The organism is Saccharopolyspora gloriosae (genome assembly GCF_022828475.1).
GTDB classification, from domain to species: domain Bacteria; phylum Actinomycetota; class Actinomycetes; order Mycobacteriales; family Pseudonocardiaceae; genus Saccharopolyspora_C; species Saccharopolyspora_C gloriosae_A.
This window is the reverse complement of sequence record NZ_CP059557.1, coordinates 6324859-6342047: the sequence shown is the minus strand read 5'-3', so window position 1 is coordinate 6342047 and position 17189 is coordinate 6324859. Positions and strand designations below refer to the sequence as shown.

Annotated in this window: 20 protein-coding genes; 14 read left to right on the top strand and 6 right to left on the bottom strand. The window is 68.4% G+C overall.

What is annotated here, in order from left to right; genetic code table 11:
- Positions 1-404 precede the first annotated feature (404 nt).
- From H2Q94_RS27855 to map, 6 genes are all read left to right on the top strand, one after another.
- Complete coding sequence (locus H2Q94_RS27855) at positions 405-863, top strand: hypothetical protein (RefSeq protein WP_243790109.1); 459 nt, start codon at positions 405-407, stop codon at positions 861-863.
- A gap of 55 nt (positions 864-918) precedes the next feature.
- Positions 919-1524 carry a hypothetical protein gene (locus tag H2Q94_RS27850; protein ID WP_243790108.1) on the top strand — a complete coding sequence of 202 codons (606 nt, stop codon included), beginning with the start codon at positions 919-921 and terminating at the stop codon, positions 1522-1524.
- Positions 1525-1609: 85 nt separating this feature from the next.
- Positions 1610-2206, top strand: a complete 597-nt coding sequence (locus H2Q94_RS27845) for a hypothetical protein (protein ID WP_243790107.1) — start codon at positions 1610-1612, stop codon at positions 2204-2206.
- Positions 2207-2495: 289 nt separating this feature from the next.
- The gene (secY, locus tag H2Q94_RS27840) at positions 2496-3800 is read left to right on the top strand and encodes a preprotein translocase subunit SecY (RefSeq protein WP_243790106.1); all 1305 of its coding nucleotides are present in this window, start codon (positions 2496-2498) and stop codon (positions 3798-3800) included.
- 259 nt (positions 3801-4059) lie between these two features.
- On the top strand, positions 4060-4617 hold the full coding sequence (locus H2Q94_RS27835) for an adenylate kinase (protein ID WP_243790105.1): 558 nt from the start codon (positions 4060-4062) through the stop codon (positions 4615-4617).
- A gap of 37 nt (positions 4618-4654) precedes the next feature.
- Positions 4655-5446 carry a type I methionyl aminopeptidase gene (gene map / locus H2Q94_RS27830; RefSeq protein ID WP_258718637.1) on the top strand — a complete coding sequence of 264 codons (792 nt, stop codon included), beginning with the start codon at positions 4655-4657 and terminating at the stop codon, positions 5444-5446.
- 169 nt (positions 5447-5615) lie between these two features.
- Here map and H2Q94_RS27825 read toward each other — a convergent pair whose 3' ends face one another.
- Together H2Q94_RS27825 and H2Q94_RS27820 are read right to left on the bottom strand one after the other, a co-directional pair.
- Complete coding sequence (locus tag H2Q94_RS27825) at positions 5616-6221, bottom strand: class I SAM-dependent methyltransferase (protein WP_243790104.1); 606 nt, start codon at positions 6219-6221, stop codon at positions 5616-5618.
- Between the two features lie 116 nt (positions 6222-6337).
- Positions 6338-6985, bottom strand: a complete 648-nt coding sequence (locus H2Q94_RS27820; protein ID WP_243790103.1) for a class I SAM-dependent methyltransferase — start codon at positions 6983-6985, stop codon at positions 6338-6340.
- A gap of 668 nt (positions 6986-7653) precedes the next feature.
- Between H2Q94_RS27820 and infA the strand changes: the two genes are divergently transcribed.
- The 8 genes from infA (at position 7654) to truA (ending at position 12371) form a co-directional block, all read left to right on the top strand.
- Positions 7654-7875: a translation initiation factor IF-1 gene (infA, locus tag H2Q94_RS27815; protein ID WP_009948665.1), complete on the top strand. Its 222-nt coding sequence runs from the start codon at positions 7654-7656 to the stop codon at positions 7873-7875.
- A 52-nt stretch (positions 7876-7927) separates the two neighbouring features.
- Positions 7928-8041, top strand: coding sequence for a 50S ribosomal protein L36 (gene rpmJ, locus H2Q94_RS27810; protein WP_184476415.1), 114 nt, complete (start codon positions 7928-7930; stop codon positions 8039-8041).
- 173 nt (positions 8042-8214) lie between these two features.
- On the top strand, positions 8215-8595 hold the full coding sequence (rpsM, locus tag H2Q94_RS27805) for a 30S ribosomal protein S13 (protein WP_243790102.1): 381 nt from the start codon (positions 8215-8217) through the stop codon (positions 8593-8595).
- A gap of 25 nt (positions 8596-8620) precedes the next feature.
- Positions 8621-9025 (top strand): 30S ribosomal protein S11, encoded by a 405-nt coding sequence (gene rpsK, locus H2Q94_RS27800; RefSeq protein WP_184476418.1) that lies wholly within the window; start codon positions 8621-8623, stop codon positions 9023-9025.
- Positions 9026-9048: 23 nt separating this feature from the next.
- Positions 9049-9654, top strand: a complete 606-nt coding sequence (rpsD, locus tag H2Q94_RS27795) for a 30S ribosomal protein S4 (protein WP_243790101.1) — start codon at positions 9049-9051, stop codon at positions 9652-9654.
- Positions 9655-9799: 145 nt separating this feature from the next.
- Positions 9800-10882, top strand: coding sequence for a DNA-directed RNA polymerase subunit alpha (locus tag H2Q94_RS27790; protein ID WP_243790100.1), 1083 nt, complete (start codon positions 9800-9802; stop codon positions 10880-10882).
- A gap of 50 nt (positions 10883-10932) precedes the next feature.
- A complete protein-coding gene (gene rplQ / locus H2Q94_RS27785) occupies positions 10933-11472 on the top strand; it encodes a 50S ribosomal protein L17 (RefSeq protein WP_243790099.1) in 540 nt (179 codons plus the stop codon).
- 68 nt (positions 11473-11540) lie between these two features.
- Positions 11541-12371, top strand: a complete 831-nt coding sequence (truA, locus tag H2Q94_RS27780; protein WP_243790098.1) for a tRNA pseudouridine(38-40) synthase TruA — start codon at positions 11541-11543, stop codon at positions 12369-12371.
- Positions 12372-12702: 331 nt separating this feature from the next.
- On the opposite strand, the gene H2Q94_RS27775 is transcribed toward truA, so the two are convergent.
- From H2Q94_RS27775 to H2Q94_RS27760, 4 genes are all read right to left on the bottom strand, one after another.
- Positions 12703-13890, bottom strand: coding sequence for an ABC transporter permease (locus H2Q94_RS27775; RefSeq protein WP_243790097.1), 1188 nt, complete (start codon positions 13888-13890; stop codon positions 12703-12705).
- Positions 13887-14798: an ABC transporter ATP-binding protein gene (locus tag H2Q94_RS27770; RefSeq protein WP_243790096.1), complete on the bottom strand. Its 912-nt coding sequence runs from the start codon at positions 14796-14798 to the stop codon at positions 13887-13889. The genes H2Q94_RS27775 and H2Q94_RS27770 overlap by 4 nt, the downstream gene beginning before the upstream one ends.
- Before the next feature lie 147 nt (positions 14799-14945).
- Positions 14946-16523, bottom strand: a complete 1578-nt coding sequence (locus tag H2Q94_RS27765) for a glycerol-3-phosphate dehydrogenase/oxidase (RefSeq protein WP_243790095.1) — start codon at positions 16521-16523, stop codon at positions 14946-14948.
- Positions 16520-17176, bottom strand: a complete 657-nt coding sequence (locus H2Q94_RS27760; protein WP_243790094.1) for a TetR/AcrR family transcriptional regulator — start codon at positions 17174-17176, stop codon at positions 16520-16522. The genes H2Q94_RS27765 and H2Q94_RS27760 overlap by 4 nt, the downstream gene beginning before the upstream one ends.
- Positions 17177-17189 lie beyond the last annotated feature (13 nt).

The following is a 17189-nucleotide window of genomic DNA, read 5'->3' as shown; positions in this document are numbered from 1 at the left end:
GAACGATGCGTTCTGCTGCGGTGAACCAGAACTGATCCGCATTGGTGTGGTGTTGCTCGTCGGTGGTCACGCAGTGGAATCGTCTCCGTGCTGTGAGGTGCCGCGAAGGGCCTATGTGCGCTGCTGTTCTGCCCGTTCGGCGGTGATGCGGTGCGCTGATCGAGGTCGACGCGGGGTGACCGACCGTCGCCGGAGCAGTCGGATACGACCGTCCGGGGGCAGCGAAAAGTGTGAGCGGTCGCCGCCGTTCCGGTGAACGGCAGCGCTCCCATTCGCAGGTACTGGCATTTCCGGTGCCCGTTTAGGTTGTTCGGACCAGTGCTTCGAAGCACTCCGTGGTCAGCAATTCTTGAGGAGCGGGTATGCGGCGTCGAACGCTACGAACTGGACTCCCGATAACGGTGATGTCCTTGCTGGCGGCCACCATTCCCGGAATCGCCGGTGCTGCGGCGGCCGACGATGCGAACCCGGCGCGGCACTGCGCCTTCGACGCGGACACCGGTCAGCAGCGCTGCTTCGGCACGCTGGCCGCGGCCGCCGCCAGTGCCAGATCCGAGGCGGCGAGCACGCGAGACGGCGAGGTCGTGCAGGGGACCTTGTTCGACGAGGAGAACTACGGCGGCGACAGCTTCACCATCTACGGCGCCGGGCTGTGCGAGAAGGACGGCAAGGTCGAGTACCAGATCGACCTGCCGGACGACTGGAAGGACCGGGTCACCTCGGTGCAACCGTGGGCGAACTGCTGGATCTGGCTCTACCCGGAACCGAACCTCGGCGGCGAGCGGGACGGGCCGTTCAAGGAGAACACCGGCTACGTCGGTGACCTGATCAACGACCGCACCCAGTCCGTCGGGCTCAGCTGAGCCGTCGCCGAACGCGGCTCCGAACCGGCGCCGCCCAACATCGAGGAGAACCCTCATGTCCCCACGTCGATCCAGCGCGGTCCTCGTCTCGGCGTTCTCGCTGGCGGCGGTGGCCTTCGCGCCGGCCGCGTCCGCCGCGGACGAGCCGACGGTCCGCGAACTCATGGAGAAGTGCGACAACGGCACCGACAGCTGCGTGTTCCACCCGGAAGGCCGGCCGGAGTACTACACGGATTCCGCGCACACCGTCGGCGACCCGGTCTACAACTGCACCGATGGCATCCAGCGCTCCTCGGTGGAGTGGTCGGACACGACTTCGCAGAGCAACAGCGTCGGCTTGTCGATGACCACGGAGGCGGGCTTCGGCAAGGTCTTCTCCATCGCCTACGAGCAGAGCTACGAGCACACCTGGGAGGAGTCGCACACCGAATCCCAGACGACCAACGTGGACACGGAGCCGAACCAGGTGGGCTCGGTCGAGCGGGCCGCGCAGATGCAGAAGGTCAAGGGCACCTACGAGCTGCACTTCGAGGACAGGTTCTACGACCACTACATCTGGTACGTGCCGATGGAGGTCACCGGGCCTGCGCCGGATCCGACCAGCGCGGTCAGCCAGCACGTGCGGGACATGACCGAGGAGGAGATCGCACAGTGCCCGTGACCAGGTCAGTGCTCCGGACGAGCCCGCAGTCCTTGAACGGCCCGGCGGCCGTGCCGTCCAGGTCCGCCGGAAGAGAGGTCATCCGATGATCAACCGCATCGCCACCGCCGCGTCCGTGGCCGTCGCAGCAGGGCTGCTCGTCGTCCCGCCCGCCTCCGCGGCGGAGGAGCCCACCGCGCGCGAGCTGCTGGAGAAGTGCGACAACGGCACCGACAGCTGCGTGTTCCACCCGGAAGGGGAGCCGGAGTACTTCCAGAACACCGAAGAACTGGTCGGCAGCCCCACGTTCAACTGCACCGAGCTGCCGCAGCGGATGGGCGTCTCGTGGTCGGACACCACATCCGAGAGCAACAGCCTCGGGCTGTCGATGTCGACCTCGTTCGGCGAGGTGTTCAAGGTGACCTTCAAAGCCAGCTACGGCCACGAGTGGAAGGAATCCCACACCGAGACCCAGACGACGAACATCGACGTCAACCCCGGTGACGCCGGGCGGGTCTTCCACGGGCCGAAGATGCAGAAGGTGAAGGGCACCTACGAGCTGCACTTCGAGGACAAGTTCTACGACCACTACATCTGGTACGTGCCGATGGAGGTCACCGGTCCCGCCGATGAGCAGGAGAGCACCGTCGTGCAGGACACCAGTCCCATGACCGACGAGGAAAAGGCCGCGAACTGCGGTTGACGGGAGATCAGGGCGGGGTGGTCTTCGTGCCGCCCCGCCCTGTCGTGCGCGGTCATCGCGGCGCCACCGGCACGTTCCCAATGGCGATCTCCGAACGGGAATGACTCGAGGTGCGGCGGATCACCGCCGACTGACGGAGCGTGTTCGGCGACCTGCTAGAGTCGCCCAGGCAGCACCGTGCCGAGCACGGTGCTGTGGATTTTCCAGCCGTGCCGGCCCCGTGTACGAGGAATTGGGAAGCCGGCCATCGTTCGGCCGGTAACCCCGGCTTGCGCAACAGGAGGTTCGCGTGCTCGGCGCCTTCCGCTCGGCTCTGGCGACGCCGGACCTGCGCCGCAAGATCCTGTTCACACTGGGCATGGTCGTGCTTTATCGGCTCGGCGCCACGGTCCCCTCTCCGGGGGTTTCGTACCCGAACGTCCAGCAGTGCTATCAGGAACTGCAGGGCAGTCAGAGTGTCTTCTCGCTGTTGAACCTGTTCAGCGGTGGCGCGCTGTTGCAGCTATCGGTGTTGTCGCTGGGCATCATGCCCTACATCACCGCCAGTATCATCATTCAGCTGCTCCAGGTGGTCATTCCCCGCTTCGAGCAGTTGAAGAAGGAAGGCCAGTCCGGCCAGGCGAAGCTGACGCAGTACACCCGGTACCTGGCCATCGCGCTCGCGGTGCTGCAGGCCACCGGCATCGTCGCGCTCGCCGAGCGCGGTCAGCTCTTCCCCGACTGCTCCGCGGACGTCATCCCGGACAGCTCGGTGCTGAACCTCATCACCATCGTGGTCGTGATGACGGCGGGCGCCGCGCTGCTGATGTGGATGGGCGAGCTGATCACCGAGCGCGGTATCGGCAACGGCATGTCGCTGCTCATCTTCACCTCGATCGCGGCCCGGATCCCCGCCGAGGGCGGCAAGATCCTGCAGACGCACGGCGGCCTGGTGTTCTCGGTGGTCTGCCTGTTCGCGGTGGCGATCATCGCGACGGTGGTCTTCATCGAGCAGGCGCAGCGCCGGATCCCGGTGCAGTACGCGAAGCGCATGATCGGTCGCCGGATGTACGGCGGGACCTCGACCTACCTGCCGCTGAAGGTGAACCAGGCCGGTGTCATCCCGGTGATCTTCGGTTCCTCGCTGCTGTACCTGCCGCAGCTGCTCGGGCAGCTCGCGGGCAACCAGGACTCCTGGTGGGCGCGGTTCATCCAGACCTACATCGTCGACCCGTCCAGCTGGGTGCACATCCTGCTGTACATGGCGATGATCATCTTCTTCGCCTACTTCTACGTCTCGATCACGTTCAACCCGGAGGAACGGGCTGACGAGATGAAGAAGTTCGGCGGCTTCATCCCCGGTATCCGGCCCGGTCGGCCGACTGCCGAGTATCTGAGCTTCGTGCTCTCGCGCATCACGCTGCCCGGCTCGTTGTACCTGGGCATCATCGCGATCCTGCCGAACTTCTTCCTGGGCCTCACGGGTCAGGGCGGGAATCAGAACTTCCCGTTCGGCGGCACGGCCGTATTGATCATGGTCAATGTCGGCTTGGACACGGTGAAGCAGATCGAGAGCCAACTCACGCAGCGGAACTACGAGGGTTTCCTCCGGTAAACTCCCCGAATACGGATGGCGGACACATTGTTTCGCATCGCGGAAGCTTGTGAGCATTCCGCATAGCGCGTGCATTATGGTGTTCGTCCGTGGCGACGCTCGGCGTGGCCCTGGCCTGGGGTGATACCAGGTCGGCCCGCCCGAGCGTCGATCCTGCCGGGCAACGCGCGCGGCGATCAGCATCCGCATTCCACGGGGTGAGTGCGGAGCGCTCGACGAAGGTGGCGGCAGACCACCGCAATGATTCGGAGGCAGACCCTTGGTGCGATTGGTTCTCGTCGGCCCGCCAGGTGCGGGCAAGGGCACCCAAGCGGCCGTGCTGGGCGAACGGCTCGCCGTTCCGCACATCTCCACCGGCGACCTGTTCCGCGCGAACATCGGGAACTCCACGCCACTCGGGCAGAAGGCCAAGTCCTACATGGATGCGGGCGAACTGGTTCCCGACGAGGTCACCAACGAGATGGTCCGCGAGCGGCTGGCGGAGCCGGACGCGCAGGACGGGTTCCTGCTCGACGGATTCCCGCGCACTACGCCGCAGGCCGATGTGCTCGGCGACATCCTCGCCGACAACGGCATGGAACTCACCGCGGTCCTCCAGTTCGACGTGCCGGAGGAAGAGCTGGTGCGCCGCATGCTCGACCGCGGCCGCTCGGACGATACCGAGGATGTGATCCGGCGCAGGCTCGCCGTGTACCACTCGGAAACGGCGCCGCTGCTGGACTACTACCAGGCCAAGGTCCTCAAGATCGACGCACTCGGCTCGGTCGAGGACATCACCGACCGCGCGCTGGACGCGTTGGGCCAGAAGAAGGCCTGACGGGCGCGCACGAACCTGAGGAACGGACGGGAACAGGGTGTTTCGGCGAGGCAAAAGCATCGAGCTCAAATCGGTCGGCGAGATCGAGGCGATGCGGGCGGCGGGACTGGTCGTCGCCGACGCGCTCGCGGCGGTCGCCGCGAAGGCCGAACCCGGTGTCAGCACCGGGGAGCTCGACGAAATCGCCGAGCAGGCGATCCGGGACGCGGGTGCGGTCCCGTCCTTCCAGGGCTACCACGGTTTCCCGGCGTCGATCTGCGCGTCGGTGAACGAGAAGGTCGTGCACGGCATCCCGTCGAAGTCCGAGGTGCTCGCCGAGGGCGACCTGCTGTCGGTGGACTGCGGGGCGATCCTCGAAGGCTGGCACGGAGACTCCGCGGTGACCCTGTCCATCGGCACGGTCGGCGAACGCGACCAGGCGCTGTCCGACGCGACGCGCAAGGCCATGTGGGCCGGGCTGCAGCGGGCGCAGGCGGGTGCTCACCTGACCGACATCTCGCACGCGGTGCAGACCGCGGCGCAGGCGGCGGGCAAGGCCGACGGCATCGAGTACGGGATCATCGCCGAGTACGGCGGGCACGGCATCGGCACCGAGATGCACATGGAGCCGTTCCTGCCGAACCTCGGCAAGCCCGGCCGCGGGCCGAAGCTGCGTGTCGGCATGGCGTTGGCGGTGGAGCCGATGCTGACGCTGGGCTCGGTGGTGACCAGGGAACTGGACGACGAGTGGACCGTGGTCACCTTCGACGGTTCCCGTGCCGCCCACTGGGAGCACACCGTCGCCATCACCGAAGACGGCCCCTGGGTCCTCACCGCCCCGGAACAGTGAGCTGGGCCTGATGCGTTCCTCAGAGCGGCCTGCTCGGCGGGCCGCTGCTCATCGGCTCCGCCGCTGACAGAACACCGATGAAGGCCGGTCATAGGTCTTCGGAACGCCCTCGACGCGAACGCCTCATCCGGCTGTGGACGCCGCCGGATGAGGCGTTCGCTTTGGGTGGTCAGTGCCGCGGTCGGCGGCAGACGTAGACGCGGGCCGGGGGGAAGTTGCGCCAGACCGTGCTGCGCGGCAGCACTTCCTCGAAGGTCTCCCGCAGGATCTCGGTGAAGGCGATCGTGTTCGCCCGCCACAACGTGGTCACGTAGGTGACGGTGGTGAACACGCCTTCGTCCGTCAGCACTTTCGCGACCTCGCCGAGCAAGGCCCGTTGCTGATCGGCGGACAGCAGCGTCCACGGGATACTGCTGATCACCACGTCCACCTGGGTGCGGTTCGCCGTGTTGAGCAGCTCGACGAGGTCTCGAGCGTCGCCTTCGATGACCTCCAGCCACGGCTTCGTGGAGTTCAGGTACCGCACCAGCTCCGGATCGATCTCCACGGCCAGGTGATCGCCCCCGACGGGCAGCCGTTCGCGCAACGCCCCGCTCAACGCTCCGGTGCCGGGGCCGAGTTCGAGGACCGTCGGCGTCCCGCTGGCCGGTACGACCTCCGCGACCGCTCTCGCGACGTGTTCGGAGGTGGGGAGCACGGCACCGACGGTGCCGGGCTGCCGGACGGCGCGCGTGACGAAGGTCCGGTACTCGCGCAGCTTGGCTTGCTTGCTCACTCGGCGCTCCAGGATCGGTACGGGCGGTCAGCCGAAACGGTAACGGCCCGCATGCGGTATCCGGACTACCCCGATACCGCATGCGGGAAATGTCCGGAACGGCCACCCGGAGGAATTCAGTGCAACGGACGGCGGCAGATGTAGTGCAGGATCGGCGGGAAATTGCGCCACGTGGTGTGCGTGAGCACTTCGTCGAAGGTGGTCGCCAGGCGGGTGCGGAACCGCTTGCCGCCTGCGTTGTGCTCCGCGGGAAGGTAGGTCAGCGCGGTGAACGCGCCGTGCGGGGCGAGCACCTTGGTGACCTCGCCGAGGATCCGGTCCTGGACGTCGTCGTCGAGCAGCGACCACGGGATGCTGCTGATCACCGCATCGACCTGGTCGACGCCTCGCTCCGCCAGCAGCGGAACCAGGTCACCGGCGTCGCCGTGGATCAGTTCCATCCACGGCGCGTGCGTTCGCAGGTGCTCCACCATCTCCTCGACGAGCTCGATGCCGATGTGCCGGGAGCCGGTGGGCAGCCGCTCGTGGATCCCGCCGCTGAGTGAGCCGGTGCCGGGGCCGAGTTCCAGCACGACGGGCGCCCCGGTGGTGGGCACCACCTGCCCGACGGTCGCCGCTACCGCGGCCGAAGTGGGAGTGGCCGCGCCGACCTCCCGGGGGTTGCGCACGGCGCTGGTGAGGAATGTGCGGTATTCGCCGAGCCGGCCCGCCGGACCAGATGGAGGGTTCTGGGCGGCGGATGTGTGGTCCTGTTGGGCGGTCACTGCTCTCCTCGAAGCGCGGTTCAGCGGTCGGGAACGGTGGCTGCGGTGCCGGAACCGGTACTGCTCGCGGGGTCCTGGACGGAGCGGAAGCCTTGGTCGCCGAAGCAGTCCGCAACCACGCCGGTCGACATCATCGTCGCGCCGACGGGTGAGATCGAACGTAGACAGCCCACGACCAGTGCCGCAACCACCCGAGTGGGGGGTCCGGCGGGGCTTGCTCGCCTGCCGTCCCGGCCCGTTCACCGAACGTTGGTGAACGGGTACCCAGGGCTTGGTGTCGGCGCCACCGGCCGGTCCGCGCGCGTCCGGCGGGCCGTCGGCCTCGGATGCCGAAGCCGAGCAGGGGTGCGGGGCGATTCCGGACCGGGCCGCCGACCAGGGACGTTGTTCAGCCCCCGGATGAGGGTCGAAACGGCCTGCGCGTACAGTGGAGCAACGGCGCACTCATCGCGCCGGTTCGTCGTGCCTTGTGCTCGCAGGGGGCATTCCGAGGAGTTCTTCATCGGACTCATCGGGTCGTCCCACGGGCGCCTCGCGGGTCACCGCAAACTCAGGGCAGTTCGGGCCGACCGGAGGGCGTCCGTCGCCGGTCCTGGAGGAAAGTCTCCGGGTCGGGTGGCCAGAGGCGCAAGCCTTACTAACCGTCACCGTCACGAAACGCGGAGGACATGGGCAAAAAAGACGGGGCCATTGAGGTCGAGGGTCGCGTGATCGAGCCGCTCCCCAACGCGATGTTCCGCGTCGAGTTGGAGAACGGGCACAAGGTCCTCGCGCACATCAGTGGCAAGATGCGTCAGCACTACATCCGCATCCTGCCCGAGGACCGGGTCGTCGTGGAGCTCTCGCCCTACGACCTTTCCCGTGGGCGCATCGTCTACCGCTACAAGTGACCTCCACGGTGTCCGGGAGACCGGGCACGCGTCCGAGCAGGAGAGCACGACCGTGAAGGTCCAACCTAGTGTGAAGAAGATCTGTGACAAGTGCCAGATCATCCGTCGTCATGGGCGGGTCCTGGTCATTTGCGACAACCAGCGCCACAAGCAGCGCCAGGGCTGATCGCGTCCGTCGCGGACATGTAGCCGTACTGACAATCCAAGGGAACTCCCCTCGCCTGCCGGCTCGTGAGTGAGCCGGTCCACCTCCGGTTCCAGGCCGGGGCTTCACGCCGGATGCGGTGTGGAGGCGGCAGGGGTTGCAGACCTGGAACGACACGAAGGAGACCTGCCTAAATGGCAAGGATCACCGGTGTCGACCTCCCGCGTGACAAGCGCATGGAGGTCGCGCTGACTTACATCTTCGGGATCGGCCGCAGCCGTTCCCAGGAGATCCTGGCGGCGACGGACATTTCGTTCGACGCGCGCGCGAAGGATCTCGACGATGAGCAGCTCGCGAAGCTTCGCGACTACATCGAGAACAATTTTCGGGTCGAGGGTGACCTGCGCCGCGAGGTCGCGGCCGACATCCGCCGGAAGATCGAGATCGGTTGCTACGAGGGGACGCGGCACCGCCGCCACCTCCCGTTGAACGGGCAGCGGACGAAGACCAACGCCCGTACCCGCAAGGGGCCGAAGAAGACGGTCGCCGGCAAGAAGAAGGCCGGGAAGAAGTAAGCGTCGCTAGGAGACCACAACCGCTATGCCACCCAAGTCTCGCGCTGGCGCCGTCAAGAAGGTGCGGCGCAAGGAAAAGAAGAATGTTGCGCACGGACAAGCGCACATCAAGAGCACCTTCAACAACACCATCGTCTCGATCACGGACCCGACCGGTGCGGTGATCAGCTGGGCCTCCGCGGGCCACGTCGGGTTCAAGGGCTCCCGTAAGTCCACCCCGTACGCCGCGCAGATGGCCGCTGAGAACGCCGCCCGCAAGGCCGCCGAGCACGGCATGAAGAAGGTCGACGTCTTCGTGAAGGGCCCGGGCTCGGGCCGCGAGACGGCGATCCGCTCGCTGCAGGCCGCCGGCCTCGAGGTCGGCACGATCCAGGACGTGACCCCGCAGCCGCACAACGGTTGCCGGCCGCCCAAGCGGCGCCGGGTCTGATCGCGGGAAAGGAGTAGAAGAAGATGGCACGTTACACCGGTCCCGCGACCCGCAAGTCCCGCCGTCTCAAGGTTGACCTCATCGGTGGGGACCAGGCGTTCGAGCGTCGTCCGTACCCGCCGGGGCAGCACGGGCGCGCGCGCATCAAGGAAACCGAGTACCTGCTGCAGCTCCAGGAGAAGCAGAAGGCGCGTTTCACCTACGGCATCCTCGAGCGGCAGTTCCGCTCCTACTACGAGGAAGCCAACCGTCGTACCGGACGTACCGGCGAGAACCTCCTGCAGCTGCTGGAGTCCCGCCTGGACAACGTGATCTACCGGTCCGGCCTGGCCCGCACCCGCCGGATGGCGCGGCAGCTGGTCAGCCACGGCCACTTCGTGGTCAACGGCACCAAGGTGAACGTTCCGAGCTTCCAGGTCTCGAAGTTCGACATCATCGACGTCAAGCCGAAGTCGGTGAACACCACGCCGTTCATCATCGCCAAGGAGACCTTGGGCGAGCGGCCGGTGCCGGCATGGCTGCAGGTCGTGCCGTCGAACCTCCGCGTCCTGGTGCACCAGCTCCCGGAGCGCGCGCAGATCGACACCCCGGTCACCGAGCAGCTCATCGTCGAGTACTACTCGAAGTGATGCTTCCCGCCGGCGGCCCGTACCGGTCGCCGGCGGTGGCCGTCCGGGCGGCGGAGCCGGATTCCGTCGTCCGCCCGCGGTTCGCCGCGGGCTTGCCATCCATCGACGTCAAATAGCGGGCGTCGTGAGGTAAAGGAAATTCAACATGCTCATCTCCCAGCGACCCTCACTGGCCGAAGAGGCCGTGACCGAGACCCGCTCCCGGTTCGTCATCGAACCGTTGGAGCCCGGTTTCGGCTACACCCTCGGCAACTCGCTGCGCCGGACCTTGCTGTCCTCCATCCCCGGTGCGGCCGTCACCAGCCTGCGCATTGACGGTGTGCTGCACGAGTTCACCACCATTCCGGGCGTGAAGGAGGACGTCACCGACGTCATCCTGAACCTCAAGGAGCTCGTCACGAGCTCCGAGGAGGACGAGCCGGTCACGATGTACCTGCGCAAGCAGGGTCCCGGTGAGGTCACCGCGGCCGACATCGTGCCGCCGGCCGGGGTCACGGTGCACAACCCGGATCTGCACATCGCCACGCTCAACGGCAAGGGCAAGCTGGAGATCGAGCTCGTCGTCGAGCGCGGTCGCGGCTACGTCCCGGCGGTGCAGAACAAGCAGACCGGTGCCGAGATCGGCCGCATCCCGGTGGACTCGATCTACTCGCCGGTGCTGAAGGTGACCTACAAGGTCGAGGCCACCCGTGTTGAGCAGCGCACCGACTTCGACAAGCTGATCCTGGACGTCGAGACCAAGCCGTCGATCACGCCGCGCGATGCGGTCGCGTCGGCCGGTCGGACTCTGGTCGAGCTGTTCGGGTTGGCGCGTGAGCTCAACGTGGACGCCGAGGGCATCGAGATCGGGCCGTCGCCTGCGGAGGCCGACACCATCGCGGCCTACGCGATGCCGATCGAGGACCTGGACCTGACGGTGCGCTCCTACAACTGCCTCAAGCGGGAGGGCATTCACACCGTCGGCGAGCTGGTGTCGCGCAGCGAGGCCGACCTGCTGGACATTCGCAACTTCGGTGCGAAGTCCATCGACGAGGTCAAGCTGAAGCTGGTGGGTCTGGGTCTGGCTCTGAAGGACAGCCCGCCCGGATTCGACCCGTCGGCCGCGGCCGCCGAGTACGCCTCGGAAGGCTGGTCGGCGGACGACGACACCCCGCTGGGCTCCTTGTCGGTGGCCGAGGACAGCGGCTACGACGACGGTCAGGACTACGCGGAGACAGAGCAGCTGTAGCTGTGATGCGCGGGAGGGCCACCCGATCCGCGCCTTGAGAGGAGCAAGCGATGCCCATCCCCACCAAGGGAGCGCGTCTCGGCGGGTCGCCGGCGCACGAGCGGCTGATGCTGGCCAACCTGGCCACGTCGCTGTTCGAGCACGGCAAGATCACGACAACCGAGGCGAAGGCGAAGCGGCTGCGGCCGCTCGCCGAGCGCCTGATCACCAAAGCGAAAAAGGGCGACCTGCACAACCGTCGCGAGGTCATGAAGACCATCCGCGACAAGGACGTTGTGCACAAGCTGTTCGCCGAGATCGGTCCGCACTTCGCGGAGCGGCCGGGCGGCTACACCAGGATCATCAAGGCGATGCCGCGTCGCGGTGACAGCGCCAAGATGGCCGTGATCGCCCTGGTGACGGAGAAGACCGTCACCTCTGAGGCGGAGGCCGCTCGCGGCACCAAGTTCGCGAAGGACGCCGAGCCGGCCGCCGAGGCGACCCCGGCTGCGGAGGAGTCCGCCGCGGTCGAGACCGAGGCCGTCGAGGCCAAGGCCGACGACGCCGCCGAGGCAAAGGCCGAGGAGGCCGAGAAGAAGGACGAGTCCTGATTCCGGTTTCTGACGCATCGAACGAGCCCGTCGCTCCTTCCGGGGAGGGCGGGTTCGTTCGTCTTCGCTTGGACGTGTCCTACGAGGGCACGGATTTCGCCGGTTGGGCGAAGCAGCCAGGACAGCGCACGGTTCAGGGTCTCCTGGAGGACGCGCTGGCGAAGCAACCGCCCGGCCGGGAGGTAGCGCGGTCGGTCGTGGTGGCGGGCCGCACGGACGCGGGCGTGCACGCCGACGGCCAGGTGGTGCACGTGGACGCGGTCCCGTTCCGCTCCGCGGCCGAGGCGCGGTTTCCCGTTGACGCGCAAGGGATTCCGGTTCTCAACCGGATCGTGCACCGGTGGAACCGCATCTTGCCGGGCGACGTGCGGGTGCGGTCTGCCGAGGTGGCACCGGAGGGGTTCAACGCCCGGTTCTCGGCGCTGCGGCGGCACTACCGCTACCAGGTTTCGGACGCGCCGTGGGGCGTGGATCCGTTGCGGCGGCGGGACACCTTGGCGTGGAACCGCGCGGTGGACGTGGACGTGTTGAACGCGGCTTCGCAGGAGTTGTTGGGGCTGCGGGATTTCGCCGCGTTCTGCAAGCTGCGCGAGGGTGCGACGACGGTGCGCGAGTTGCAGCGCTTCGAGTGGGAGCGCGTCGCGGAGCATCTGATCGTGGCCCGGGTGAGCGCGGACGCGTTCTGCCACTCGATGGTGCGAAGCCTGGTGGGCGTGCTGCTGCTGGTCGGGGACGGCCGCCGGGGCCGAGCCTGGCCCGCGGAGCTGGCGGGCTCCGCCGAACGCACGAGCGCGGTAGCACCCGCCCACGGCCTCACCCTGGTAGGCGTCGACTACCCGGACAGCGCCGAACTCGCCGCCCGAGCGGAACGCACCCGAGCCCTCCGTTCCCTGAGCTGACCCCGCCCACCAGGTGATCACCCCTGGTGGGAAAGGTCCTTCGCTTCAGCCTGCCCTGCCAGCGGCAAAGCCGACAAAGCGCTGCGAAACAAGCCTGCCTCGCGGCAAAGCCGTGCAGTTGGGCTGCGAAGCAAGCCTGCCCTGCGGCGAAGCCGTGCTTGTATGCGCGGAGCGCATAGCCCACGTCATAAAGCCGACCACCCGCGGGTTCTCAGTTGGTCTCTCGCGAGGACAGCTTTTTCCCTCGTGGCGGAGCCACTAGGGAAAAAGATCCCGCAGCGAGAGACCAACTGAGGTTCCGCCACCCGACCACCAAAGCAAAAAGACCCCTTCACCCCCACCGAACAGCGTCAAGGAGCTTGACTCTGGCGCCGGTGTGGAGGATGGCGTTGGCGTAGATGCGTCCGCCGAGGCGCAACGTTGCGGCGATGGCGGCGATGCTGAGCAGCACCGACACCACGCATTCCCATGGGGCGGCGACGCCGAGCGCGGTGCGCATCGGCATCAGCACCGGTGCGAATCCGGGGATCAGCGACAGCACGGCTCCGATGGAGCTTTCCGGGTCGGTCGGCAGCACGCTCACGCCGACGACGAACGGCACCACCAGCACCATGATCACCGGGCTGACGACGCTCTGCAGATCCTCCTGCCTGGACACCAGGGAGGCCGCGGCGGCCAGCACCGTGGCGTACAGGTAGAAGCCCAGCAGGAACCACAGCAGCGTCCACAGCATGGTTCCGATCAGCGCCGTCGACGGCAGCGCCAGCGCGCCGGAGCCGACGCCCGCGGCGAGGCCGAGCCCGCCGATCAGCACGAACTGCACCAGTCCGGCGAGCCCGATGCCGAGGACCTTGCCCGCCAGCAGCTGGGTGGGGCGGATGGTGGACAGCAGGATTTCCACGACGCGGCTGGTCTTCTCCTCCACGACGCCTTGCGCGACGGCCTGGCCGAACATGATCAGGAAGAAGTACAGCAGCGCCCCGGCTCCGACGGCCATGCCGAGTCGTTCGGCGCGCTGCGGGTCGGCGGGTTCCAGCGTCCGCACGTCCACGTGCGCCCCTGCCAGCACGGAGTGCACGTCGGCGGGTTCGATCCCGGCCATCGCGAGTTCGGCGTCGAGCGCCTGCTGCCGCACGACCTCGTCGAGCGCGGTGCGGACCGCGGAGTCGGGTGCGGTGCGCACGATGAGGCTCAGCGCGTCCGGTGCTCCGGCGACGAGGCCGTCCAGTTCGCCGTCGGAGACGAGCTTCTCCCCGGCGGCCTGGTCCGGGATCTGGGTGGCCTGGATGGTGGTGCCGAGCCGGTCTGCGGTGCTCTTGAACGGAGCGGCGACGGCGGTCGCCTGGCCGGTGAACCCGATCTTGGAGGTGGCACCCTGCTGCCCGATGAAGAACATCAGCGCCGCGTAGCCGACCAGGATGGCGAGGATGGCCACGGTGCTGATCAGGAAGGATCGGGTGCGGATCCGCGCGTTGACCTCGCGGCGCGCGACGGTCCACACGATGCGCAGCGGGCTCACGCGGCACGCTCCTCGGTGACGACGGTGCGGAACAGGTCGGTGAGGTCGGGCCGGTCGCGGCGGAACTCGTGCACCGGTCCGGTGGCGAGCGCGGCGCGCAGCACGGCCTGGTCGTCGGTTCCCTCGTCGAGTTCGAGGGTGGTGCGCCCGTCCCGGACGTCGACCACGCGCGTCCCGGTGAGGCCGTCGGACCACCCGGCGGTGGCCAGCGGCGCGTGCACGACCAGCTTCGCCGGCCCCTGTTCGCGCAGGCCGGCGACCGTGCCGCTCGCGACCATGCGTCCGGCGGCGACGATGCCGACCCGGTCGCAGAGCCGTTGCACCAGGTCGAGCTGGTGGCTGGAGAACAGCACCGGGATGCCCCGGTCGCGGGTTTCGCGCAGCACGTCGCTCATCACTTCGACGGCGACCGGGTCGAGGCCGGAGAACGGTTCGTCGAGTACCAGCACGTCCGGTTCGTGGACGAGGGCCGCGGCGAGTTGCACCCGCTGCTGGTTGCCGAGGCTGAGCCGCTGCACCTGCTCGTCGCGGCGGTCGCGCAGACCGAGGCGGTCGGCCCAGTGCACGGCGGCGGATTGCGCGTCGTCGCGGCTCATGCCGTGCAGCTCGCCGAGGTAGGCGAGTTGTTCGGCGACCTTCATCTTCGGGTAGAGGCCGCGTTCTTCCGGCATGTAGCCGAAGCGCCTGCGGGTGTCGAGGTCGAGCGGTGCGCCGCGGAAGCGGACCTCACCGGAGTCCGCCGCGAGCACGCCGAGCGCGATGCGCATGGTGGTGGTCTTACCCGCGCCGTTGCTGCCGACGAAGCCGAACAGTTCGCCCGCGCCGACGGTGAACGCCATGTCCCGCAAGGCGATGGTCTCGCCGTAGCGCTTGGAGATGTGGTCGATCTCCAGGCCGCTGTCCGCCACGTGCAACGCCTCCTCCGGTCCGGTACCGCTTGCGAATCATCGTGCCTGACGAGGTCGAGGGTCGGTCCGGTTCGGGGTACTTCTCAAGGTCGGGGCACGCCCATTCGATCACGCAGGCCGCCGACCGGATCGTGCGGCGCGGGCGCCTCAGTCGAGCAGGCCGTGCAGGGCCTTGTCGACGAGGGCGGTGACCACGGGCAGCGCCGTCGCCCGTAGCTCCGGGCGCAGCCCGAGACGGGTGCGCCGGTCGAGGACGTCGTCGGTGTCGAGCGCGCCTTCGTGCCGCACCGCCCACAGCACTTCGGCGGCGGTGAGCTCGGTTCCGGGCGCGACCGGCTCGGCGAGGTCCGGGTCCAGTTCGGCGAGCGCGGCGACCCGGCCGGCTTCCGTGCCGTAGCGCGCCACGAGTCCGGGCGCCGCCTCGGTCCGGTGCAGCTGCGCCCGGTCCGCGGCCCCGACCAGCGGCACCGCGGTGGTGCGGGAGGGGCCTGCGGGAAGCCCGGCGGCGCGGACCGCGGTGTCCACGGCTTCGGCGGCCATCCGCCGGTAGGTGGTGAGCTTGCCGCCGACGACGGTGACCACGCCGTCCGGCGAGGTGCGCACCGCGTGCCTGCGGGACAGGTCGGCGGAGGCGGCTTTGCGCTTGCCCGCTGGTTCGTCCAGCAGCGGCCGCAGTCCGGCGAACGATCCGAGCACGTGCTCCCGGCCCAGCGGTGCACCGAGCACACCGCGCACCGCGTTGAGCAGGTAGTCCACATCGGACTCCGGGACTTCCGGTACGGCGGGAATGGGGCCGTGCACGGGTTCGTCGGTGAGTCCCAGGTAAGCGGTGCCGTCGGTTTGCGGCAGCAGCAACAGGAACCGTCCGGACTCGGCGGGCAAGGTCAGCGCGGTTGCGGTGATCCCGGCGGCATCGGCGTTGATGACCAGGTGCGAACCGCGGGACGGGCGCAGCTTGATGTCCGGGTCGAGTTCCCCGGCCCACACGCCGGTCGCGTTCACCACGGCCCGGGCCGACAACCGCAGCCGCTGCCCGGTGCGCTGATCGACGGTGTCGGCGCCGTGCCGGTCCAGCGCGGTCGCGCGCACGCGGGTGAGGACGCGTGCGCCGAATCCGGCGGCGGTGCGGGCGAGTGCGACCACGAGCCGCGCGTCGTCGATGAGCTGACCGTCGTAGCTGAGCAGACCGCCGCGAAGTCCCTCGGTGCGCAGGCCCGGCACGAGCGCGCCCGCTTCGACGGCGGGGACCCGGCGCGGTGCGGGCAGCACGGCCATCGGTGTCCGAGCGGTGCGGCGCAGCGCGTCGCCCGCGTGCAGTCCGGCGGTGAGCACCGCCTCGGACTTGCGGGAAACGGTGTCGTGCAACGGGATCAGCTGCGGCAGGGTGCGCACCAGGTGCGGGGCGGTGCGGGTCATCAGCACGTCGCGTTCGACGGCGCTCTCCCGGGCCGTCGCCAGGTCGCCGTGCGCGAGGTAGCGCAGTCCACCGTGGACGAGCTTGCTGGACCAGCGCGACGTTCCCCAGGCGAGGTCGTCGGCTTCCACCAGCGCTACTCGCAGGCCGCGGGAGGCGGCGTCGAGGGCCACTCCGGTGCCGGTGACGCCGCCGCCGATCACCAGCAGGTCCAGCGTCTCGTCGGCCACCGCGGACAGTTCGGTTTCGCGGCGGGCGGTGTTGAGCGAGGTGGCGCGCAGGGAGCCTGCGGGCAGCGGCGTGGTGCTCATGGGGCCTCCGGGAAGGCTGGTCGGGCGGGGGCCGGGCGCAGCGCCGCGTCGAGCAGTGCGGCGAGTTCGCGGCTCATCGCGGCGGGTTCCGTTTCGGCGGCGAGACGGGCGGAGACCACGAAGGACTGGACGAGCAGGAGCAGTGCTCTGGCCTGCGCGGCGGGATCGGAGCGGCGCACCGAACCGTCGAGGTGTCCTTCGGTGAGGTAATCCAGCAGGAAGCGTTCCGCGGCGAGCTGGGTGCTGCCGAGGCGTTCGACGAGGTACGGCAGCAGCAGCTCGGGATCGGTGTCGAGGACCTGCCGCAGCAGGGCCGAGTCCTGGAGTTGCCGGACGGTTTCGAGGGCGGCGACGACCAGCCGTTCGCGGGCGGTGCCGGTGCCCTCGTGCTCCCGGGAGTTCCGCAGGATCGTGCAGAAGTCCCTGGTCATCAAGGTTCCGACGAGGCTGGTGACGTCGGGGAAGCGCCGGTACAGCGTCATCCGGCTGATCCGGGCGCGGCGGGCGATCTCGGTGAGGGTGGTGCGCCGCACGCCGTGTTCGAGCACGCTGTCCCGGGTGGCACGCAGGATCTCGGTGTCCTCGACGCGGTTCGTCGCGGTCCGGGCGGGCAGTCCCGGCCAGCCTGCAGCGCTGTGACGTTGCGACGTCATATGTAACACTGTA

Coding starts and splice junctions, on each gene's coding strand:
- H2Q94_RS27765 (WP_243790095.1), bottom strand. CDS start 16,523: ATGAGCACCACGCCGCTGCCCGCAGGCTCCCTGCGCGCCACCTCGCTC.
- H2Q94_RS27845 (WP_243790107.1), top strand. CDS start 1,610: ATGATCAACCGCATCGCCACCGCCGCGTCCGTGGCCGTCGCAGCAGGG.
- rpsD (WP_243790101.1), top strand. CDS start 9,049: ATGGCACGTTACACCGGTCCCGCGACCCGCAAGTCCCGCCGTCTCAAG.
- H2Q94_RS27850 (WP_243790108.1), top strand. CDS start 919: ATGTCCCCACGTCGATCCAGCGCGGTCCTCGTCTCGGCGTTCTCGCTG.
- rpsM (WP_243790102.1), top strand. CDS start 8,215: ATGGCAAGGATCACCGGTGTCGACCTCCCGCGTGACAAGCGCATGGAG.
- H2Q94_RS27790 (WP_243790100.1), top strand. CDS start 9,800: ATGCTCATCTCCCAGCGACCCTCACTGGCCGAAGAGGCCGTGACCGAG.
- rpsK (WP_184476418.1), top strand. CDS start 8,621: ATGCCACCCAAGTCTCGCGCTGGCGCCGTCAAGAAGGTGCGGCGCAAG.
- rplQ (WP_243790099.1), top strand. CDS start 10,933: ATGCCCATCCCCACCAAGGGAGCGCGTCTCGGCGGGTCGCCGGCGCAC.
- H2Q94_RS27855 (WP_243790109.1), top strand. CDS start 405: ATGTCCTTGCTGGCGGCCACCATTCCCGGAATCGCCGGTGCTGCGGCG.
- infA (WP_009948665.1), top strand. CDS start 7,654: ATGGGCAAAAAAGACGGGGCCATTGAGGTCGAGGGTCGCGTGATCGAG.
- H2Q94_RS27760 (WP_243790094.1), bottom strand. CDS start 17,176: ATGACGTCGCAACGTCACAGCGCTGCAGGCTGGCCGGGACTGCCCGCC.